The sequence below is a fragment of the Ottowia pentelensis genome (genome assembly GCF_964341695.1).
Map to the genome: position 1 here is coordinate 1334219 of NZ_OZ224513.1, position 20623 is coordinate 1354841.

At 70.1% G+C, this 20623-nt stretch carries 23 protein-coding genes; 8 read left to right on the forward strand and 15 right to left on the reverse strand.

Annotated features, from left to right (window positions below):
• Positions 1 to 143 precede the first annotated feature (143 nt).
• Together ilvN and ilvC are read left to right on the forward strand one after the other, a co-directional pair.
• Positions 144 to 635: an acetolactate synthase small subunit gene (gene ilvN / locus ACWHMB_RS06430; protein WP_293220898.1), complete on the forward strand. Its 492-nt coding sequence runs from the start codon at positions 144 to 146 to the stop codon at positions 633 to 635.
• Positions 636 to 710: 75 nt separating this feature from the next.
• Entirely contained in the window at positions 711 to 1727 is a 1017-nt protein-coding gene (gene ilvC, locus ACWHMB_RS06435) for a ketol-acid reductoisomerase (RefSeq protein ID WP_293220895.1), read from the forward strand.
• 55 nt (positions 1728 to 1782) lie between these two features.
• Here ilvC and kynA read toward each other — a convergent pair whose 3' ends face one another.
• From kynA to ACWHMB_RS06465, 6 genes are all read right to left on the reverse strand, one after another.
• Positions 1783 to 2628, reverse strand: coding sequence for a tryptophan 2,3-dioxygenase (kynA, locus tag ACWHMB_RS06440; RefSeq protein WP_293220892.1), 846 nt, complete (start codon positions 2626 to 2628; stop codon positions 1783 to 1785).
• Positions 2629 to 2754: 126 nt separating this feature from the next.
• Positions 2755 to 3399 carry an arylformamidase gene (gene kynB, locus ACWHMB_RS06445; protein WP_377483745.1) on the reverse strand — a complete coding sequence of 215 codons (645 nt, stop codon included), beginning with the start codon at positions 3397 to 3399 and terminating at the stop codon, positions 2755 to 2757.
• Positions 3400 to 3472: 73 nt separating this feature from the next.
• A complete protein-coding gene (locus ACWHMB_RS06450) occupies positions 3473 to 3796 on the reverse strand; it encodes a YkgJ family cysteine cluster protein (protein ID WP_377483743.1) in 324 nt (107 codons plus the stop codon).
• A gap of 36 nt (positions 3797 to 3832) precedes the next feature.
• Positions 3833 to 4417 carry an IS630 family transposase gene (locus ACWHMB_RS06455; protein WP_377516475.1) on the reverse strand — a complete coding sequence of 195 codons (585 nt, stop codon included), beginning with the start codon at positions 4415 to 4417 and terminating at the stop codon, positions 3833 to 3835.
• Positions 4345 to 4890, reverse strand: a complete 546-nt coding sequence (locus tag ACWHMB_RS06460) for a winged helix-turn-helix domain-containing protein (RefSeq protein ID WP_377542580.1) — start codon at positions 4888 to 4890, stop codon at positions 4345 to 4347. Before ACWHMB_RS06460 ends, ACWHMB_RS06455 begins: the two co-directional genes overlap by 73 nt.
• 61 nt (positions 4891 to 4951) lie before the next feature.
• Entirely contained in the window at positions 4952 to 5659 is a 708-nt protein-coding gene (locus ACWHMB_RS06465) for a winged helix-turn-helix transcriptional regulator (protein ID WP_293220883.1), read from the reverse strand.
• Positions 5660 to 5863: 204 nt separating this feature from the next.
• Here ACWHMB_RS06465 and ACWHMB_RS06470 point away from each other — a divergent pair, with 204 nt between their 5' ends.
• Positions 5864 to 6238 carry a group I truncated hemoglobin gene (locus ACWHMB_RS06470; protein WP_293220880.1) on the forward strand — a complete coding sequence of 125 codons (375 nt, stop codon included), beginning with the start codon at positions 5864 to 5866 and terminating at the stop codon, positions 6236 to 6238.
• 119 nt (positions 6239 to 6357) lie between these two features.
• Here the strand turns inward: ACWHMB_RS06470 and argF are convergent, their stop codons facing one another.
• A complete protein-coding gene (argF, locus tag ACWHMB_RS06475; protein WP_377480755.1) occupies positions 6358 to 7296 on the reverse strand; it encodes an ornithine carbamoyltransferase in 939 nt (312 codons plus the stop codon).
• A 7-nt stretch (positions 7297 to 7303) separates the two neighbouring features.
• Positions 7304 to 8500, reverse strand: coding sequence for an aspartate aminotransferase family protein (locus ACWHMB_RS06480; RefSeq protein WP_377480751.1), 1197 nt, complete (start codon positions 8498 to 8500; stop codon positions 7304 to 7306).
• Positions 8501 to 8741: 241 nt separating this feature from the next.
• Here ACWHMB_RS06480 and ACWHMB_RS06485 point away from each other — a divergent pair, with 241 nt between their 5' ends.
• Both ACWHMB_RS06485 and ACWHMB_RS06490 read left to right on the forward strand, forming a co-directional pair.
• A complete protein-coding gene (locus ACWHMB_RS06485; RefSeq protein ID WP_293220874.1) occupies positions 8742 to 9071 on the forward strand; it encodes a DUF3579 domain-containing protein in 330 nt (109 codons plus the stop codon).
• 71 nt (positions 9072 to 9142) lie between these two features.
• A complete protein-coding gene (locus ACWHMB_RS06490) occupies positions 9143 to 9847 on the forward strand; it encodes an SDR family oxidoreductase (protein WP_377480748.1) in 705 nt (234 codons plus the stop codon).
• Here the strand turns inward: ACWHMB_RS06490 and ACWHMB_RS06495 are convergent.
• The 7 genes from ACWHMB_RS06495 to ACWHMB_RS06525 form a co-directional block, all read right to left on the reverse strand.
• Positions 9798 to 12368 (reverse strand): cation-translocating P-type ATPase, encoded by a 2571-nt coding sequence (locus ACWHMB_RS06495; protein ID WP_377480746.1) that lies wholly within the window; start codon positions 12366 to 12368, stop codon positions 9798 to 9800. The genes ACWHMB_RS06490 and ACWHMB_RS06495 overlap by 50 nt on opposite strands.
• A gap of 121 nt (positions 12369 to 12489) precedes the next feature.
• Positions 12490 to 12795, reverse strand: coding sequence for a hypothetical protein (locus tag ACWHMB_RS06500; RefSeq protein WP_377480743.1), 306 nt, complete (start codon positions 12793 to 12795; stop codon positions 12490 to 12492).
• A 365-nt stretch (positions 12796 to 13160) separates the two neighbouring features.
• Positions 13161 to 14138 (reverse strand): FAD:protein FMN transferase, encoded by a 978-nt coding sequence (locus ACWHMB_RS06505; RefSeq protein ID WP_447648691.1) that lies wholly within the window; start codon positions 14136 to 14138, stop codon positions 13161 to 13163.
• On the reverse strand, positions 14119 to 16326 hold the full coding sequence (locus tag ACWHMB_RS06510; protein WP_377480740.1) for a PepSY domain-containing protein: 2208 nt from the start codon (positions 16324 to 16326) through the stop codon (positions 14119 to 14121). The genes ACWHMB_RS06505 and ACWHMB_RS06510 overlap by 20 nt, the downstream gene beginning before the upstream one ends.
• Positions 16327 to 16335: 9 nt before the next feature.
• Positions 16336 to 16812 (reverse strand): DUF2271 domain-containing protein, encoded by a 477-nt coding sequence (locus tag ACWHMB_RS06515; protein WP_377480737.1) that lies wholly within the window; start codon positions 16810 to 16812, stop codon positions 16336 to 16338.
• A 79-nt stretch (positions 16813 to 16891) separates the two neighbouring features.
• The gene (locus tag ACWHMB_RS06520) at positions 16892 to 17311 is read right to left on the reverse strand and encodes a PepSY domain-containing protein (RefSeq protein ID WP_377480734.1); all 420 of its coding nucleotides are present in this window, start codon (positions 17309 to 17311) and stop codon (positions 16892 to 16894) included.
• Between the two features lie 15 nt (positions 17312 to 17326).
• Positions 17327 to 17914 carry a cytochrome b gene (locus tag ACWHMB_RS06525; RefSeq protein ID WP_377480732.1) on the reverse strand — a complete coding sequence of 196 codons (588 nt, stop codon included), beginning with the start codon at positions 17912 to 17914 and terminating at the stop codon, positions 17327 to 17329.
• Between the two features lie 130 nt (positions 17915 to 18044).
• On the opposite strand from ACWHMB_RS06525, the gene ACWHMB_RS06530 reads away from it, so the two are divergent.
• The 3 genes from ACWHMB_RS06530 to ACWHMB_RS06540 are packed head-to-tail and all read left to right on the forward strand — an operon-like array spanning position 18045 to position 20504.
• On the forward strand, positions 18045 to 18410 hold the full coding sequence (locus ACWHMB_RS06530; protein ID WP_377480730.1) for a PepSY domain-containing protein: 366 nt from the start codon (positions 18045 to 18047) through the stop codon (positions 18408 to 18410).
• Positions 18385 to 19056, forward strand: coding sequence for a response regulator transcription factor (locus tag ACWHMB_RS06535; protein WP_377480727.1), 672 nt, complete (start codon positions 18385 to 18387; stop codon positions 19054 to 19056). The genes ACWHMB_RS06530 and ACWHMB_RS06535 overlap by 26 nt, the downstream gene beginning before the upstream one ends.
• Before the next feature lie 59 nt (positions 19057 to 19115).
• On the forward strand, positions 19116 to 20504 hold the full coding sequence (locus tag ACWHMB_RS06540; protein WP_377480724.1) for a sensor histidine kinase: 1389 nt from the start codon (positions 19116 to 19118) through the stop codon (positions 20502 to 20504).
• Positions 20505 to 20623 lie beyond the last annotated feature (119 nt).

Here is a 20623-nt window from a genome sequence, read left to right on the forward strand (position 1 = left end):
GATTTTTTTTGCGTCCTTTGCGCAACTTTTGCGTCCTCTGCGTCCGGTATTTGAATTTTTATCCCCCCAAAGACGAATCTATTGCCCGCCAAGCCCGCCGCTTACCGGCTGCGGGGGAGGGCGGCGAGAAGAGGAATCGAGACATGAAACACATCATTGCCGTACTGATTGAAAACGAGGCGGGCGCGCTGTCCCGCGTGGTGGGCCTGTTCTCGGCCCGGGGCTACAACATCGAGTCGCTGATCGTCGCGCCCACCGAGGACGCGAGCCTCTCGCGCATGACGATCCAGACCACCGGCTCGGAGGAGGTGATCGAGCAGATCACCAAGCACCTGAACCGTCTGATCGAGGTGGTCAAGGTGGTCGAACTGACCGAGGGCGCCTACATCGAGCGCGAGCACATGATGGTGAAGGTGCGCGCCGTCGGCAAGGAGCGCGAGGAGATCAAGCGGACGACGGACATCTTCCGCGGCCGCATCATCGACGTGACCGACAAGAGCTACACCATCGAGCTGACCGGCGACCAGGCCAAGCACGATGCGTTTCTCAACTCGATCGACAAGAGCGCCATCCTGGAGACCGTGCGCACCGGCGCCAGCGGCATCGGGCGCGGCGAGCGTTTATTGAAGGTTTGAGGCTGCAGCGCCCGTCCGTCGTGCGGCAGGCGCTTCATTTTTGATAGTTAACCGGATCATCCAAGGAGAAAACCCGTGAAAGTGTTCTACGACAAAGACTGTGACCTGTCCCTCATCAAGGGCAAGACCGTGGCCATCATCGGCTACGGCAGCCAGGGCCACGCGCACGCGCAAAACCTGAACGACAGCGGCGTGAAGGTGGTGGTCGGCCTGCGCAAGGGCGGCGCCAGCTGGCCCAAGGTCGAGAAGGCCGGCCTGAAGGTGGCCGAGGTCGGCGCGGCCGTCAAGCAGGCCGACGTGGTGATGATCCTGCTGCCCGACGAGCAGATCGCCAAGGTGTACCGCGAGGACATCGAGCCCAACATCAAGCAGGGCGCCTCGCTGGTGTTCGCGCACGGCTTCAACGTGCACTACGGCCAGGTCGTGCCGCGCGCCGACCTGGACGTGTGGATGGTCGCGCCCAAGGCGCCCGGCCACACCGTGCGCAGCACCTACACCCAGGGCGGCGGCGTGCCGCAGCTGATCGCCGTGCATCAAGACCCCAGCGGCAAGGCGCGCGACCTGGCCCTGTCCTACGCCATGGCCAACGGCGGCGGCCGCGCCGGCATCATCGAGACCAACTTCCGCGAGGAGACCGAGACCGACCTGTTCGGCGAGCAGGCCGTGCTGTGCGGCGGCACCGTCGAGCTGATCAAGGCCGGCTTCGAGACCCTGGTGGATGCCGGCTACGCGCCCGAGATGGCCTACTTCGAGTGCCTGCACGAGCTGAAACTGATCGTCGACCTGATCTATGAAGGCGGCATCGCCAACATGAACTACTCGATCAGCAACAACGCCGAGTACGGCGAATACGTGACCGGCCCCAAGATCGTGACCGACGCCACGCGCGCCGCCATGCGCCAGGCGCTCAAGGACATCCAGAGCGGCGTCTACGCCAAGAACTTCATCCTGGAAAACCAGGCCGGCGCGCCCGAGCTGCAAAGCCGCCGCCGCCTGAACGCCGAAAGCCAGATCGAGCAGGTCGGCGAGAAGCTGCGCGCCATGATGCCCTGGATCAAGGCCAACAAGCTGGTCGACAAGTCGCGGAACTGAACCGGGTCCGCCGCAACGAAAAGGCCGCGAGCGATCGCGGCCTTTTTTTTGTGACTCACAGATCGGTGCGCAGCCGCCACAGCTCCGGAAACAGCACCACGTCCAGCATCTTGCGCAGATAGCCCACGCCGCTGGTGCCGCCGGTGCCGCGCTTGAAGCCGATGATGCGCTCCACCGTGGTGACGTGCTTGAAGCGCCAGACGCGGAAGGCGTCCTCCAGGTCGGTCAGCTTCTCGCCCAACTGGTACAGGTCCCAGTGCGTCTCCGGGTCGCGGTAGACGCTGAGCCAGGCCGCCTCCACGGCGTCGCTGGCCTCGTAGGGCTGGTTCCAGTCGCGCTCCAGGTGGTCGGCCGGAATGGCCAGGCCGCGCCGGGCCATCAGGCGCAGGCTCTCGTCGTACAGCGAGGGCGCGTCGAAATAGCTCTTGACCAGCGCCAGGCGCTCGGGCTTGTGCGCGTGCACCTTCAGCATGGCGGCGTTCTTGTTGCCCAGCGCGAACTCGATGCAGCGGTACTGAAAGCTCTGGAAACCGCTGGACGGCCCCAGATAGGGGCGGATGGCGCTGTATTCGGGTGGCGTCATGGTGGCCAGCACGTCCCAGGCGTTGACCAACTGCTCGAAGATGCGGCTGGCGCGCGCCAGCTTCTTGAAGGCTGGCGGCAGGTGGTCGCCGCGCACGTCCTGCATGGCTGCGCCGATCTCGGTCAGCATCAGCTTCATCCACAGCTCGCTGGTCTGGTGCTGGATGATGAACAGCATCTCGTCGTGCGCGGGCGACAGCGGATGCTGCGCCGACAGCACCTGGTCGATGTGCAGGTAGTCGCCATAGCTCATGCTGCTGGAGTAGTCGAGCTGGGCGTGCTCGTCGCGGACGATGGATTCGGGGCGTGGGTCGGTCATGGTGCGGTCTCCTGAAATGGGTTGGGCGATCTGCCCAATGGGCAGTGGTTATGGTTGAAATACTATTGGTTTGATAGCTGCCTGCGCTCGCTGGATGCGCGCAAGAGCCTTGTTCGATTCAAACTTTCAAGAAGGCAGGGCACGCAGCACGGCGCGCACCGGCGAGGCGTCGGCCGTCGTCAGCTTGAGCGGCAGCGCAATCAGCTCGTAGTCGCCCTCGGGCACGTCGTCGAGCACCAGGTTTTCCAGCACGCGCAACTGGCGCCGGCGGATCACCTGGTGGCTGGCCAGCGCCTTGCTGTCGGCCGGGTCGATGCTGGCGGTGTCGATGCCGATCAGCACCACGCCCGCGTCGGCCAGGCGCTCCACCGTCTCGGGCGCGAAGGCGGCGAGCTGCGGATCCCAGCGGTCGACCGGCGCCCGAGCGTAGGTGCGCACCAGCACGCGCGGCGGCAGCCCTTGCGTGGCGTGCGCGAGGTGCTGCCAAAAAATGAGCGGCCGCACGCCGATGGCGTGGATCACGCGGCAGCGGCCGAGGTAGGGCGCCAGATCGAGCGCGCCGACCGCGCGGCCGGCCGGGTCGTAGTGCAGCGGCGCGTCGGCGTGCGCGCCCACGTGGGGCGACAGCGTGATTCTGCTGACGTTGACCGGGCAGCCGGGGCCGATCTGCGCGCTCCAGTGCTGCTGGTAGGGCGTGTCGCCCGGAAACACCGGCGCGCCCGGCTGCACGGGTGGCGAGATGTCCCACAAGGACAGGGTATCGAGTGACATGGGCCGACGTTAGCGCGCCCGCGCCGGGCGTGGTGTCGGTTAATCGCAACGGGTGGCGAGAAATCGCGCCTTGTCAGTCGGGCGTGGCCAGCCCGTGCCGGCGGCGCGCGCGCAGGCAGGCGTCCGAGCCGGCTTCGAACTCGCGGCAGGGCGAGGGCCGCCACTCGTAGATGGCGCAGGCCACCCGCTCGCCGATGCGGCCGGTGAGCGCGGCGCAGCGCGGGCGTGCGTGGTCGGTGCCGCGCAGGCGGCAGATGCCGTCGGTCACCGGATCGGCCAGGCCGTCGGGCACGCGTCCGCCCGCGGCCTCGGTTTCAAAAACCGAGAAATCGACGCGAAAGCTGGCGCAGCAGGCGCCGCAGGCCTGGCAGTCGAGCGGGGGCGGGGCAAGGCTCATGGCGCGATCATGCCGCGATTCGACCTCATTCCATTTCTAATTCAATAGCGCATCAATAATCCACGGCCAGGCGACGATGGATCGGATCCGTTCGCAGTTGCTCTCGAAGTCTCGCAGGGCGAGCTCAAGGTGATCTTCGAGCGCCTCCAGGCTGTCGAAGACGCGGTTGTGGAATCGCTTCTCGCGCAGCTCGTCCCACACGTGCTCCACCGGGTTGAGCTCCGGCGCATAGGGGGGCAGGCTCAGTAGGCGCATGTTGGCGGGCGGGTGCAGCTCACCACTGGCATGCCAGCCGGCACCGTCAAGCACCATGACGATGCGCTCGTGCGGGTGACGCTCGCTCACCTCGTCGAGAAACAACTGCATGCACTCGGTGTTGACGTGAGGCAAGATGAGCGAGTCCAACTGGCCGCTTGCCACATCGACGGCGGCGTACGCGTAGGTGTACTCGTGGGTCAACATGGCTTGGCACAGCGGCCGCACCGGCTTGGGCGCCCAGCAGCGGCGCACGTCGTTGATGCGTCCAAAGCGCGCCTCGTCCTGGAACATCAGCTTGATGGGGCCTTGCTGCGGCCAGTGCGAGCAGATTTCGGCAAGGCGCTCGGGGAGTTTTTTTTCCACTCCTCTTGAGCCAAAGGATCGCTTTGCGGATGGCGTTTGTCGGGGGCCAGCTTGCGCCAGCCGTGGCGGTGCAGCAGGTTGTAGACCGAGGACAGCGCCATGGGACGGCCCAGGGCAGCTTCGATTTCACACTTGACTTGACCGACCACCAGGATGCCGCCCGTGCGAGCGCGATCAAGAAAGGGCGCCAGCACCTGGCGCTCCTGCTCAGTCGTCATGTTCTGGTGGCGCCTGCCGCCGCGCGCGGGGCGCTGGCCGTCACCTGCAACCTCGCCGGCCAGGAAGCGATTGCGCAAGCGGCAGGTCCCCGCCGGGGAGCGGCCGATGACCTGCGCGGTTTGCTCCAGGCTCAAGCCATAGTCCAGCGGCAACACCACCGCCTGTGCTTGGCGAAGCTGCTCAGCGGTCTGTGCGCCGGCCAGCATTTGACGGGCCGACTCCAGACTGTCGGCACCTCGGGCTGTTCTTGCCATGTCGTTCTCCTTGCGGGATCGGTGACATGGATATTATTGATCTATTGATATGGAAATAGAATCAGGCCCCGATCGGCCGTGCCACCAGCGATTGGGCGCCCAGGCGCGCCAGCGGGCTGCCGATGAGCCACCGGGGCATCAGGCGCTTGAGGCGCTCGGGGCCGCTCAGCGTGAGGCCGCCCGTGTCGCGCGCTTCATCCAGGCTCAGGCGGCACATCCACACCGAGGTGAGCATGCGCACGGTGGCGCGGATGAGCAGGTCCACCTCGTGCCCCGGGTCTTCCAGGCACAGGTCGACGTGTTCGGCCTCCGACACCAGCCACCAGTGGCGCCGGTCGCGCGGCGCGTCAGTCAGCTCGACTTCGATCACCACGCGCCGCTCGGGCAGCACGGACGAATCGACGCCGCGGCCGATGTCCCACATCAGCAGCCCGGCGTCCAGGTCGTCGTCGTGCAGGTGCTTGCTGACCCAGCGATGGCCCCACACGCCCATGGTTTCGATGAGGGGCACCAGCTCCTGCCCGGCCTGGGTCAACTCGTAGGCGTGCTGCATGGGGCCTTCGGCCGAGCGGCGGATGACACCGCTGGCGACCAGCTGCGACAGGCGCGTCGACAACAGGGTCGGCGACATGCGCGGCAGGCCGCGGCGCAGCTCGTTGAAATGCCGGCTGCCGGCAATCAGCTCGCGCGCCACCAGCAAAGTCCAGCGCTCGCACAGCAGCTCGGCGGCCTTGGCCACGGGACAAAATTGACGGTATCCGACGGTCATGTCTGCCTCCTGTCGAGCTGCCAGTGTGGGCCGTTTGCGGCGCGGCCGGAACTCCAGAATCTGTACTATCGAAAGCCCATTTCCTTGCGTAGATTCAAATCACTCCAGGGGCCGGCCCACGCCAGCGTGCGGGGCGGGACGCCATGGTTTCGGTGCAGCCGTGGCCTTTGCCTGGAGCGGGCGCCAGAACGCAAGGAGAAACTCATGACCCCCTCGCTCTACGACCGTCTCGGTGCATCGGCCGGCATTGCCAAGCTGGTCGACAAGCTGGTCGAGCTGCACCTGGCCAACCCCGTGGTGAAGCAGCGCTTTCTGCCCTATCTCGAATCACCCGAGCGCGTGGCCGAAATCAAGCGGCACTCCTGCGCCTTTCTGGCCATGGGCACCGGCGGCCCGGCCGAATACGCCGGACGCTCGATGCCGGACACCCATCGCGGCATGAACATCAGCGACGCCGAATACATGGCGGTGATCGACGACATCCTGGCGGCGGCGCGCGCCTGCGGCCTGGGGGACGACGTGCAGAAAGACCTGCTGTCCATCGCCTGGTCGCTCAAGGGCGACATCGTTCGTCAGTAGCCGGCGCTGCGCGCCAAGGTGCGTTCAGCGTGGCCTTGGCCGCATGGTACGCAAGCCGGGGCGCGCCGGCAAGAACAGCTTCGTGCGAGAGCGGCGGCGGGCGGGCGAGGCGCCGACGTCTACGCCAGCCGACCGAGCAGCAGGTACTCCAGCAACGCCTTCTGCACGTGCATTCTGTTCTCGGCCTCGTCCCACACGACCGACTGCGGGCCGTCGATGACCTCGGCGGTGACTTCCTCGCCGCGGTGCGCGGGCAGGCAGTGCATGAACAGGGCGTCGGGCTTGGCGGCGCGCATCATGGCGGCGTCCACGCACCAGTCGGCAAAGGCCTTTTTGCGCGCCTCGTTCTCGGCCTCGTAGCCCATGCTGGTCCACACGTCGGTGGTGACCAGGTCGGCGCCGGCGCAGGCCGCGCGCGGGTCGCTGAAGTCCTGCCAGCCGCGCTGGCCGCCGCCGCCGCTGTCGAGCGTGGCCAGTTGCGAATCGACCTCGTAGCCGCGCGGCGTGGCCACGCGCAGCGTGAAGCCCAGCAAGGCCGCCGCCTGCGCCCAGGTGTTGGCCATGTTGTTGCCGTCGCCGATCCAGGCCACGGTCTTGCCGCGAATGGAGCCGCGGTGCTCGATGAAGGTGAAGATGTCGGCCAGGATCTGGCAGGGGTGGTACTCGTTGGTCAGGCCGTTGATGACCGGCACGCGCGAATACTGGGCAAACTGCTCGATGCGCGCCTGCTCGAAGGTGCGGATCATCACGATGTCGGTCATGCGGCTGATGACGCGCGCGGTGTCCTCGATCGGCTCGCTGCGACCCAGCTGGCTGCCCTCGGACGTGAGGTGCACCACGCTGCCGCCCAGCTGGTACATGCCGGCCTCGAAGCTGACGCGCGTGCGCGTGCTGGCCTTCTCGAAGATCATGGCCAGCGTGCGGTCGTTCAGCGTGTGGTGCTTTTCATAGGCCTTGAACTTGCGCTTGATCAGCGCGGCGCGGCCCAGCAGGTAGTCGTACTCGTCGGCCGTGAGGTCGGAAAACTGCAGGTAATGCTTGACTGGGGGCGGGGTCATGGCCGCTTCACTCCTTCAAAAATGCGTCGATCAGCGGCACCAGGATGGCGACGATCTCGTCGGCCTCGGCCGTGCTCAGGATCAGTGGCGGCACCAGGCGGATCACCGAGTCGGCCGTGACGCTGAGCAGCAGGCCGGCGTGCAGCGCGCGCTCGGCCAGCACGCCGCAGGGCTTGGCCAGCTCGATGCCCAGCATCAGGCCCTGGCCGCGCACCTCGCGCACGCCGGGGTTGCCGGCCAGCGCCTTTTGCAGCGCCGACTTGAGGTGCGCGCCCACGGTGGCGGCATTCTGAAGCAGCTTTTCTTCTTCCATGATGCGCAGGGTCTCGACCCCCGCGCGCATGGCCAGCGGGTTGCCGCCGAAGGTGGTGCCGTGGTTGCCCGGGCCGAAGATGTGCGCGGCCTTGGGGCCCGCCACCACGGCGCCGATCGGCACTCCCGAGCCCAGGCCCTTGGCCAGCGGCATCACGTCGGGCACGATGCCGGCCCACTGGTGGGCAAACCACTTGCCGGTGCGGCCCATGCCGCACTGCACCTCGTCGATCATCAAGAGCCAGCCGCGCTCGTCGCACAGGGCGCGCACCTGCTTGAGGTATTCCACACGCATGGGGTGGATGCCGCCTTCGCCCTGGATGGTCTCGAAGAACACGGCCACCACGTCGGGGTTGCCCGCGGTGGCCTTTTTCAGCGCCTCGATGTCGTTCAGCGGCACGCGGATGAAGCCCTCCACCAGCGGGCCGAAGCCCTGTTGCACCTTGGGGTTGCCGGTGGCCGACAGGGTGGCGATGCTGCGGCCGTGGAAGGCGTGCTCATACACCACGATCTGCGGCTTGTCGATGCCCTTGTCGTGGCCGTACTTGCGCGCCAGCTTCAGCGCCGCCTCGTTGGCCTCCAGCCCGGTGCAGCAGAAAAACACGTTGCTCATGCCCGAGATCTCGGCCAATTTGGCGGCCAGCTTCTCGGCGTTGGGCGTGTAGTAGTAGTTGCTGGTGTGAATGAGCTTGGCGATCTGGTCCTGCAGCGCCGGCACCAGCCTGGGGTGGGCGTGGCCCAGGGTGTTGACGGCGATGCCGCCCAGGCCGTCCAGGTAGCTCTTGCCGTTGACGTCCCACAGTCGGCAGCCCTTGCCATAGGCCATGGCCGCGGGCAGGCGGCCGTAGGTGTTCATCACATGAGGCTGATCGAGTTCGGGGGCGGTGGTCACGGCGGTGGACTCCTCAAACGGCACGGGGCCAAAAAGAAGCGGGCCAACGCGGCCCGTCGAAGCCCTATTCTAGAAGTGCGGCCCGCCGCCCGCGTTGCGGCTTTTGCATGACAGCGATGCGCCCACCGGCGGCGCCGCTTCGAGGCGGCGGATAAAATGCGCGGGCCGCCTCCGGCTGTCGATGCCGGTTCGAGCGGCGTCTTTTTTTGCGTTCTTGCGGACGGCTCGCCGTCTCGGATCGATGGCCGCCTCCCCCTCCAGCAGCGAAGTTTTCATCCAGGGCATCACCCGCGACGGGCGCAGCTTTCGCCCCAGCGACTGGGCCGAGCGGCTGGCCGGCGTGATGGCGCGTTTTCGCCCGGGCGGTGCGGAAGGCCCTGGCGCCCACCTGGGCTATTCGCCCTGGTGCCTGCCCACCGTGATCGGTGGCGTGAAGTGCGTGGTGGTCAACCGCGCGCTGCGCGAGTACGAGCCCATGGCCTGGGACTTCGTGATGAACTTCGCCCGCGACAACGACTTGCAGACCGTCGAAGCCTGCCTGCTGAGCGACGACCCGACGCCGAAAACATGAACCAAATCGGCCGTTGGCGCCCGTTGAACAAGCGCGAGCAGCTATCAATCGAATAGTACTAGGAGCCCACGATGCCCGAATCCAAGGTCGCCCTTCTCACCGCCGCCGGCAGCGGCATGGGCGCCGCCGCCGCGCGCCGGCTGGCCGCCGATGGCTACCAGGTCGCCATCCTGTCCTCGTCCGGCAAGGGCGAGCGGTTGGCGCAGGAGCTGGGTGGCCTGGGCGTCACGGGCTCCAACCAGTCGCCCGACGACCTGGCGCGCTTCGTCGACGCGGCGCTGGCGCGCTTCGGCAGCATCGACGTGCTGGTCAACAGCGCCGGCCACGGGCCCAAGGGGCCGCTGCTGGGCATCCCCGATGCCGACTGGCAGCGCGGCATGGACACCTACCTGCTCAACGTCATCCGCCCGGCGCGCCTGGTGGTGCCCGCCATGCAGCGCCAGGGGGGCGGCGCCATCGTCAACATCTCCAGCGCCTGGGCCTTCGAGCCGAGCGAGCTGTTCCCGACATCGGCCGTGTTTCGCGCCGGCCTGGCGGCCTTCACCAAGCTGTTTGCCGACCGCTACGCGGCGGACGGCATTCGCATGAACAACGTGCTGCCCGGCTGGATCGACAGCCTGCCCGCGCAGGAGGCACGCCGCCAGAGCGTGCCCATGCAGCGCTACGGCACGGCCGACGAGATTGCGGCCACCGTGGCCTTCCTGGCGTCCGCCGGCGCGGCCTACATCACGGGGCAGAATATCCGGGTCGACGGCGGGCTGATGCGCTCGATCTGAAGGCCAGGCGCAGCAGCTCCAGCCAGAGCAGGCACAGCGCCAGCACGGCGGCGCCGGCCGCGAGACCCGCCCAGCCGACCTCGGCCAGCCCCATCAGCTGGCGCAGACCCGGGATGGCCAGCACGGCCAGCAGCAGCAGGCCCACGGCGGCCACCATGGGCCGCAGCCAGGGATTGGGCGCCGCGCCGCGGTGCAGCACGGCGCGCGCCGGGTTGCGCTGCGCCAGGATCAGCAGCGGCACGCAGATCAGCAGCGCGCCGAAGACCACCGTGCGGCCCTGGGCCTGGCTCCAGCCTTGGGCTTGCAGCCAGGCCTGCGCGGCCAGCAGCAGGGCGGCGATGCCGGCGCCCTGCAGCAGCGGCGGCAGCAGGGCGCGCAGCGCGAACGGCGAGTCATCCACCGGCCGCGGCGGGCGTTGCATGAGGTCGTCCGCCGCGGGCTCGGCCTCGAAGACGATGGAGCAGGCCGGGTCGATGAGCAGCTCCATCAGCACGATGTGCACCGGCAGCAGCAGCGCCGGCCAGTGCAGCAGCGTGGGGGCGAGGGCCAGCGCCACGATGGGCAGGTGCACGGCAAACACGAAGCGCGTGGCCTTGCGCAGGTTGTCGTCGATGCGCCGGCCTTGCGCGACGGCGGCGACGATGTGGGCGAAGCTGTCCTGGAGCAGCACCAGGGCCGCTGCCTCGCGCGCCACGTCGGTGCCGCGTTCGCCCATGGCGATGCCCACATGCGCGGCCTTGAGCGCGGGGGCGTCGTTCACGCCGTCGCCGGTCATGGCCACTACCTCGCCGCCCGCGTGCAGCAGCTGCACCAGGCGCAGCTTGTGCTCGGGCTTCAGGCGCGCGCACAGGTCCACATGGCGCAGGCGCTCGCGCAGCGTGGCGTCGTCCAGCTGCCCGATCTCGTCGCCGGTGATGACCTCTGGCCGCTCGGACAGGCCCACCTGGCGCGCGATGGCGCGCGCCGTCGCCGGGTGGTCGCCGGTCATCATCACCACGCGCACGCCGGCGGCGCGGCATTCGGCAATGGCGCCCGGCACCTCGGGGCGCGGCGGGTCGGCCAGCGCCAGCAGGCCCAGGAACTCGAAGTCGAAGTCGTGCTGGCTGGGCGGCCACGCTTGGGCGGGCTGGCCGGTCCAGCGCCCGCAGGCCACGCCCAGCACGCGCAGGCCGCGCTCGGCCAGGGCGTCTACCTGGGCGCGCACGGCGGCCAGGCGTGGCGCGTCCAGGTGGCACAGGTCGGCCACGGCCTCGGGCGCGCCCTTGGTGGCCAGCAAGTGCAGGTCGGGGGCACCGCTGGCGTACACGCGCGTCATGGCCAGGATCTCGCCCGACAGCGCGTACTCGAACACCGGCTCGCGCCCGTCGTGCACATGCTCGGTGCCGCGCAGCCAGTCGTGGCCGAAGCGCTGTATGGCCTGCTCCATGGGGTCGAACGGGTCGCCCGGCGTGGCCAGCATGCCGAATTCCACCAGCCGGTGAAAGTCCTCGGGCAGCTCCTGTGCGTCCTGTGCGCTCCAATGGCCGGTGGGAGTGGCCAGCTCGGCCACGGCCATGCGGTTCATGGTCAGCGTGCCGGTCTTGTCCACCGCCAGCACGGTGATGGCGCCCAGGGTCTCCACGGCGGTGACGCACCGCGTCAGCACCTGCAGCCGCGTCAATCGCCAGGCGCCAAGCGCCAGGAACACGGTGAGGATGACGGGAATCTCCTCGGGCAGCAGCGCCATGGCCAGGGCGATGCCGGCCAGCAGGCTGTCGAGCAGCGGCCGGCCGTTCCACCACCAGCCCAGCAGCACCTGCGCCAGCGCCAGCGCGAGCGCCAGCGCCCCCAGGCCGCGCACCAGCCGGCGTGAGCGCTGCTGCAGCGGCGAAGGCGGCGCCTCGGCCCTGGCCAGGTCGGCGCCTATGCGGCCCACGGCCGTGCGCCCGGCCGTGGCCAGCACGCGGGCCAGGCCCCGGCCGCGCGTGATCACGGTGCTGGCGAACAGGTCGGCTCCTGCATCGGGTTTGGCCGCGTCGCCCGCCAGCTTGGCCACGGGCACGGATTCGCCCGTGAGCAGCGATTCATCCACCTCCAGTTCGCCCTGCAGCAGCCGCGCGTCGGCGGCGATGCGGTCGCCCTCGTGCAGCACCAGCAGGTCGCCGCAGACCACCTCGGTGCCGGCGATGCGCCGCTCCTGGCCGTCGCGCAGCACCAGCGCGCGCGGGGCGGACAGCGCGCGCAGCGACTCCAGCGCGCGCTGCGTGCGCCGCTCCTGCACCAGCGTGATGCCGATGACCACGAAGACGAAGCCGAGCAGGAACAGCGCCTCGCCCTTGTCGCCCAGCGCCAGGTAGATGCCGCCGGCGGCCAGCAGCATCAGGAACATGGGCTCGGTCAGCACCTCGCGCACGATGGCCAGGGTGGACTTGGGCGCGCTGCCGGGCAGCTGGTTCGGGCCGTCACGCGCGAGAAGCTCGGCCGCCTGCTGGCTGCTCAGGCCCTGGGGCTCGGTGGCTGGGGCGGGGTCGTGGATGGGCATGGGCGAGGGATCGTCGGTGCGTCGGCGGTGGGCGGATTCTCAGGGTGCGGGTTCGCCCGCCGGGTGTCGTGCTGCGCCGCTCCGCCCCGAAACCATGCGGCCGGGGCGGAGGCGGCGCCGGTCAGGCCTGCCCCTGCGCGGCAGCCACCCAGTGCAGGCCGCGGCCCTGGCTGAGGTAGTAGTCGCCCTGGGGGCTGATGACCACGGCGCGCTGCGCGTTGGCGTCGGAAAAATACTGCCAGCCGTGGCCGGGTTGGCCGGGGCCGGCGTCGTTGGCCACGACCTGCATGCCGTGGTCGTAGCCGGTTTGGGCCGGCGCGCTGATGTGCTGCCGACGCTCACGTTTGTGGTGGTCGCCGGCCAGCACGGGGGCGCTGAGGGCCGTGCCCAGCACGGCGATCGTGGCGAGAAGGGCGGTGGTGCGCATGATGGTCTCCTGGGTTTAGTCCAGTGAAACGGAGAAATCGGCGGTGCGCGGGTGTCGCAACGGGTGCAGGCCAAGGCGCGTGCCGCAGCCAAGGCTGGTGGCCTTGGCAAGGTGCGCAACGCCGGTATGCGCCTGTTGCGGCACCCGCCCTTCGGGTGAACGCCTGGCAGGGCCGCACTCTTCGTTGCCGTGCTCGCCGGGTGTCCAACCCGGCTGCGCCCGACGCCTCGATTGCGGCTCTGCCTGGCATTCACGCACCGCCGATTTCTCCGTTTCACTGGACTGGGTTGCAGTCGAAGCTGACTGTGCCTGAAGTTTGCGCGCCGGACGGTGAATCGATGCTGAATGCCCGATTCATCGGGCGTTCACCCGTTGGCGCCGACCGCGCGGGCATCGAAGCGGCCCAGGCCCAGCTCGACCAGGCCCGCGCCGCGCCGCAGCAGGAACAGCGCCTCCAGGCCCAGGCGTTGCGCCAGGGCCAGGCCGTGGTCGCCGCCGGCCACCAGCAGCGCTGTGGCCCAGGCGTTGGCGCTCATGCCCTCCGGCGCCAGCACGGTGACGGAGGCGACGTCGTTGCGCACCGGGGCGGCGCGGCGCGGGTCCATGGTGTGGGCCAGGCGATCGGCGCCCACCTGCACGAAGCGGCGGTAGTCGCCCGAGGTGGCGACGGCCAGGTCGTGCAGCTCGAGCACGCCGTGGGCGCTGCGTCGGCCGGGCATGGGGCTTTCCAGCGCCACCGCCCAGGGCTGGCCATCGGCCTGGCCGCCCAGGGCGCGCAGCTCGCCGTCCAGCGCGGCCAGCGCGTGCGCCACGCCGTGCCGCTGCAGCACGGCGGTCATGCGGTCGACCGCGTAGCCCTTGGCGATGCCGCACAGGTCGACCTGCAGTGGCGCGTGCTTGCGGGCGCGGCCCTTGGCGGCGTCCAGCTCCAGGCTCTGATGCGCCGGCCCGTGCGTGGCCTGCGTGGCGGCGCGGATGGCGGCGGCGTCGGGTGCGTCGCGCGCGGCGCCGAAGCCCCAGGCGTCGACCAGCGCGCCCACCGTGGGGTCGAACGCGCCGCCGCTTTGGCGCCCGACTTCGAGTGCGCGCGTCAGCACCGTCATGATCTCGGGCGGCAGCGCCACCCATTCCTCGGGCGCGGCGCGGTTCAGGCGCATCAACTCGCTGTCGGGCTTCCAGGGCGACATCTGCTGGTCGACCTGCTGCACGGCTGCCGCCAGCGCAAGCTGCAGGGCAGGCTGGTCCACCGTGGGTTCGAGGTCGCACAGCACCGACCAGCGCGTGCCCATGGTCGGGCCGTGCAGGCGCGCGCGCACGAAGGGCTCAGAAGGTGTCTTCGGCATAGCGTCCATGGGCCTTCAGTTGCTGCACGCTCAGGCCCACCGTGCCCAGGATGGCGTCCAGCGCCTGCGCCACGCCGCGCGCCATGGCCTGGCTGCCGCACACGCGCACGATGGCGCCCTTGGCGATGAGCTTGCGCAGCCGCGCCGCGTCGCGCTGGAGCGCGTCCTGCACGTAGCCGCCGCCCTGGGGCGTGCGCGAGAAGCTGGTGTGCAGGCTGGCCAGGCGCTGCTCATCGAGCCAGCGCTGCAGGTCGGCCTCGAAATAAAAGTCCAGCGCCGGGTCGCGCACGCCGTAGTACAGGTGCATGGGCGCGCGCCCGGTGTTGCCGCGGATGAAGCCGGCCAGCGGCGCCACGCCCGTGCCGGCGCCGATCAGCATCACCGGGCGGCGCGTGGCCTGCAGCGTGAAGGCGGGGTTGGGCCGGATGAAGGCCTGGATGCGCGCGCCCGGCTGCAGGCCGTGCAGATAGCCCGAGCACACGCCGCCGGCGCGGCGGCGCACGCAGATTTCGACAAAGCCGTCGCGCCAGCTGCTGGCCAGCGAATACAGGCGCGGCACGGCGCCATCGGGCGGCAGCACGCCCAGCAGGTCGCCGGCAGAAAAGCGCGGCCAAGAGCGACCCGTGATGCGATCGAACCAACCCGCCCGCGGCCATTGGAAGCGCAGGATCGCCGCCGGCTCGCCCGCGCCGCCCGGGTAGTCCTGGCGCGACACCAGCTCCAGCTCGGTGGTGCGCGGAATGCGCGGGCGGTAGCGCAGCGCCAGCGGTTCGCCCAGTGCCTCGCCCAGCTGTTCGCCCCAGCGGGCAAACTCTTGCGCGGATTGCTGGTGGATGCGGGCCAGCGGCAACAGGGCGGCCCAGCCGCGTTCGCGCAGCGCCGCCTCCAGCGCCTCGGCATAGGCGCAGAAGGCGCCGAACTGGCGGTCGCCAAAGCCCAGCACCGTGACGCGGGCCGATGTGATCGGCGCGCGCGCGATGCGCTCCAGCGCGTGCGCCGCATGCGCCGGCGCCTGGCCGTCGCCATAGGTGGCGGCGAGCACGAAGACTTGGCTGGCATCGGCCGGCACCGCAAAGCTTTCCAGGCCCGCGCTGTGCACCCGGTGCCCGCCCTGCACCAGGGCGGCGTGCAGCGCCTGCGCGAAGCCCCAGGTGGAGCCGTTTTCGCTGGCCACGAAGATCAGCGTGTCGGCCTGCGCGGCCGCGGCGTTGTCGGCCAGGCGCGGCCGCTGGCGGCGCGCCTGCCACCACAGCATGACGCCCGTGACCCAGAACAGCGGGATGCTCAGGCCCGCCAGCCCCAGCACCGGCGCCCAGGCCCAGGCGCCTTCGCCGGTGTGCAGCAGCTGGGCCCAGTCGTTGATGCGCTGCGCCGTGCTGGCCGGCTGCCAGGCCAGGGTCTGGCCGCTGTGGCGGTCGATCCAACCCTGGCCTTGCGCCGTCGTCACCTGCCAGGTGTCGGCCGGGTCGTCGGCCGAGGGGAAATTCAGCTTGCGCAGATCGCGCAGCGGCAGTTCGCGCAGCAGGGGCACTTGGGCAACGGGAAGTTCCCCCTGGGTGACAACGTTGGACGCGACGTCGGGCTCCTGCGCCGCGTCCAGCGTGACCAGGCCGAAGGTGGCCGCGCTCAGGGTGAGCGCCGTGACCGAGGTGAGCAGCAGCACCGCCAGCACCACGCGGCCGGTGACCGCATGCAGGCGCTGCACCCCCGTGCCGCGCACGCGCGCCGCCAGCTGCCGCCAGCCGCCCAGGCGCCGCGCCAGCAGCACCAGGCCGCTGATCGAGATCAAGCCCATCGCCAGCGCGATGCCCGCCGCCGCCAGCCGCCCGGCATCGCCCAGCAGAAAGCTGCGGTGCAGGTTCTTGAACCAGCGCATGGTGGCCGAGGGCTGGTACGCGCCCAGCAGCTGGCCGCTGGCCGGGTCGACCCGGTTGGCGCGCGCCTGGCCGTTGTCGAAGGCATAGACCACCACCTCGCCCGAGGGCAGGCGGCGGATTTCCTCCGCGCCGGCGGTGCCGGCCGCGACGCGCTCGGCCAGTTGCGCCACGCTGAGGCCCGGGGGCGTGGGCGCGGCTTGCCAGCGCGAGAGCACCGGGTCCAGCGAGAGCACGGCGCCCGTCAGGCCCAGCACCAGCGCCACGGTGCCGGCCACCAGGCCCAACCAGCGATGAATCTTGCGCCAGAACATGGAGGTTGCTTACTTGAGTTGATAGCTGAAGGACTGGACGTAGGCCTTGCCGGCCTGCGCCTTGCCGGCGCCGGCGGCGGTCAGCGGCACGCGGATTTCGGACGGGCTGTCGCGCATGTCCTCGACCGCGGCGTCGACGTGGATTTCGTAGCCGGCGTCGATCAGCGCGTCCGCCAAGTCGGCCGTCACCTTGAGCGTGCGGCCGGCGCCCACGCTGGCGCCGGTCACGCCCTGCAGGCGCTTGGCGTCGCCGGCGGACAGGCGGTTCCAGTCCGCCAGGTGCTTGTAGTACTTGGCCTTGCCGCCTGCCACCCACAGCGTGCCGGCGTAGGCGCCCTTGGCGTCGGTCAGGTACACGGCCAGGTAGGCGCCGTCGCCGCCGTAGTTCTTCAACTGCGTGCTTAGCGTGAGCTCACGGCTTTGGGCCAGCGCGGGCAGGGCCAGCACAGCGGCGGCGGCGAGGGCGGTGAGAACGGGCTTTTTCATGATCATTCCTCTCAATTCGATAGCTGCTCGCGCTTGTCCATCAAGCGCTGCAGGCACATTTGACTTAAAACTTCCACCCTCACTCGACCTGCGCGCGCGGCTTGCTGCCGGGCGTGAACAGCGGCGAGGCGGGGCCGGCGCCCGGCGATGCGGCCGGCTCGCTGGGCGCGTGCTCGCGGCGGCGCTCGCGCTCTCGGTCACGCCGGCCGTCGTCGCCGCGTTCGCGCCGCTTCATGCTGACGGGCTCCAGCGTCTCGGGGTCCAGCTTGGCCTTGAAGCGGCGCCCTTCGGCGTCGCGGCCGCGCACCTCGTAGCAGCCGTCGTCGATCTTCAGGCGCTGCAGCTCCCAGCCCTTGTCGGCGGCCATCTGGCGCACCGCTTCGCGCGACTGCCAGCGCTGGATCGGCACGTCGCAGTCGTCGCCGGCCCAGGCCGGCAGCGCCGCGGCGCCCAAGGTGAGGGCCAGCAGGCCCGGGGCGATGGTCTGGCGGGTTTTCATGGTGTGTGCTCCTTGTCAGCTCGGTCGATGCAGGCGGGCCTGCGCGCCCCGTTCGGGCTGCCGGGTCGCCAGCGGCAACATGCGCTCCAGCGTGTCGTCGCGCATGAAGTAGTGGTGCCACAGCGCGGCGACGGCGTGCAGGCCGATCAGGAAGAAGCCCAGGTTGCCGATCAGCTCGTGGATGCCCTCCAGGTTCTTGGCCGTGGCGCGGTCGGGCCCCATCAGGGCCGGCAACTCCAGCCCGAAGAAGGGGATCGGCTGCCCCTTGGCGCTCAGCGTCAGCCAGCCCAGCAGGGGCATCACGATCAGAAAGCCGTAGAGCGCCCAGTGCATGGCGTGCGCCAGCTGCTCCTGCCAGGCCGGCGGCGGCGGCGTGATGGGGGGCGCCTGCAGCGCCAGCCGCAGCGGCAGGCGCACCAGCACCACGGCCAGCACGGCCATGCCCAGCATGAAGTGCCAGGTCTTCATCAGCTCGTGCCCGGCGCTGCCCTTGGGGTAGATGTCGCGCAGCTCGATCAGCGCGTAGACGGCGATCAGCAGCAGCAGCGTCAGCCAGTGCACACCGATCTGCAGGGGGTGGTAATGCTTGCCTTGGGTTTTCATGTTGGCTCCAGCGGTCCTTGCGGTCCGGCGCCATGCCGGGCCTGCCATGCATTCTCGGCACGCCGGGTGAACGCTTGCTGAAGACGCCATTCATCGATGGTTCATCGCCGCGTCGGTATAAATCGGCCTCATGAGCCCGTTCTTCACCCATCGCCCGCACCGGCTGCTGCCGGCCGTGCTGCTGCTGTGCGCGCTGGGCGCCGGCGGCGCGGCGGTGGCGCACGAGGATCACGAGCTGGCGCGCCAGGCGCTGGAAAGCGGCCAGGTGCTGCCGCTGGCCACCGTGCTGGGCAAGCTGGCGCACGAGGCGCCGGGGCAGGTGCTGAAGGTCGAGTTCGAGCGCGAGGACGGCCGCTTCATCTACGAAATCCGCCTGTTGCAAAACGACGGCCGCGTGGCCAAACTCAAGGTCGATGCGGTCGATGGCCGCGTGCTGTCGATCAAGCGCCGCGAAGCGGGAAGGGACACGGATGCGCATCCTCGTGGTGGAAGATGAACCCACCTTGCGCGAGCAGCTGATGCAGGCCATCGCCGCCGCCGGCCACACGGTGGAGGGCGCCGCCGACGGGCGCGAGGCGCATTACCTGGGCGAGGTGGAAGCCTTCGACGCCGTGGTGCTGGACCTGGGCCTGCCGGTGCAGGACGGCCTGTCGGTGCTGCGCCGCTGGCGCGCCGCCGGGCGCAACATGCCGGTGCTGATCCTGACCGCGCGCGGCAGCTGGCAGGAAAAGGTCGAGGGCATGGACGCCGGCGCCGACGACTACCTGGCCAAGCCCTTTCACATGGAGGAGCTGCTGGCGCGGCTGCGCGCGCTGCTGCGCCGTGGCGGCGAGCACGCCAGTGCCGAGTGGCGCTGCGGCCCGATCTGGCTGGACACGCGCCAGGCGCGCGTGCTGGTCGACGGCCAGCCGCTGGTGCTGACCAGCCACGAGTTCAAGCTGCTGTCGCTCTTGATGCAGCGCAAGGGCGAGGTGCTCTCGCGCACCGAGCTGTCCGAGCACATCTACGCGCAAGACAGCGACCGCGACTCCAACACCATCGAGGTGTTCGTCGGGCGCCTGCGCAAGAAGCTGCCCGAGGGCAGCATCGAGACCGTGCGCGGCCTGGGTTACCGGCTGGTGGACACCGGCGCGGCGGCATGAGCACCGCCGGGCCGCCCCAAGGTGCTCGCACCGCAGGCCGCCAGGCCGCAGCTCGTCCAATGAACGGCGGATCGCTGCGCCTGCGGCTGCTGGCGGGCACGCTGGCCTGGATCGTGCTGGCGGTGGCGGTGGCCGGCTGGGGCCTGCGCGCGCTGTTTCTGGAGCACATCACGCAGCAGCTGCAGGCGCAACTGCTGCTGCAGCTCGACCAGCTGAGCGCGGCGGTCGACTGGGCGCCGGGGACGGGCGTCACCGTGGCCCCGATGGCGGGCGACGCGCGGCTGCAGCAGCCGCTGTCGGGCCTGTACTGGCAGGTGGACGAAGGGGGCGCCCGGCCGCGCGCGGCCGTCGCGCGCTCGCGCTCGCTGTGGGACCAGGCCCTGACCCTGCCGCCGCCGCCCGCGCAGTACCCCGCCGCCGGCCATGGCGTGCTGCACCTGCACGATGCGCAGGGCCACGCGCTGCTGGCCGTGGCACGGCCGCTGCAGTTGCCCGAGCCCGCCGCGCCGCCGCTGCGCCTGGTGGTGGCCGGCGACGAGGCGCTGCTGGCCGAGCCGCTGCAGCGCTTCACGCGCCTGCTGCTGACGGCGCTGGCCATGCTGGCGCTGGGCCTGGCGGTGGCGGTGGCCCTGCAATTGCACTTCGCGCTGCAGCCGCTCAAGCTGCTGCGCCAGCGTCTGGCCGCCGTGCGCAGCGGCGAGGCGGCGCAGTTGAGCGGCGACTTCCCGCAGGAGCTGCAGCCGCTGGTGGGCGAGTTCAACCACGTGCTGCGCGAAAACGCCGACATGGTGCAGCGCGCGCGCACCCAGGCCGGCAACCTGGCGCATGCGGTGCACACGCCGCTGGCGATTCTGGCCAACGCCGCGCAGCAGGACGCCAGCCCGCTGGCGCAGCAGGTGCGCGAGCAGGTCGAGCTGGCGCGGCGCCAGGTCGACTGGCACCTGGCGCGCGCGCGTGCCGCCGCCGCCGTGCGCGCCACCGGGCTGCGCACCCCGGTGCTGGGGCCCATGCGCTCGCTGCTGCGCACCATGGCGCGCCTGCACGTGGAGCGCGGCGTCGTCTTCGAGCTGGCGCCGCAGGCGCGTGACGGGGCCTTTCGCGGCGAGGCGCAGGACCTGTACGAGCTGCTGGGCAATCTGCTGGACAACGCCGGCAAGTGGGCCCGCACGCGCGTGGTGCTCGACGTGCAGCCGGCGGGCGGCGAGCTGTGCTTCACGGTCGACGACGACGGCCCCGGCATTGCCGAGGCCGAGCGCGAGCGCATGTTCCAGCGCGGCGTGCAGGGCGACGAGCGGCGCCCCGGCTCGGGCCTGGGCCTGGACATCGTGCGCACGCTGACCGAGACCTACGGCGGCAGCGTGCAGGCGCTGGCCTCGCCGCTGGGCGGCCTGCGCATGCGGCTGTGCCTGCCGGCGGCCGACGGGGCGGCGCCGGGCGCGGGCGGCTGAACGGCCGGTGCCGGTCTGTTGCGCCTGAAAGACGGGTGACCCCTTTCCTGAAGTGGGCAGGCGATGCGCGGCTTGCATGACATCGGGCGATGGCCATAAGATAGTAATCAATTACTAAC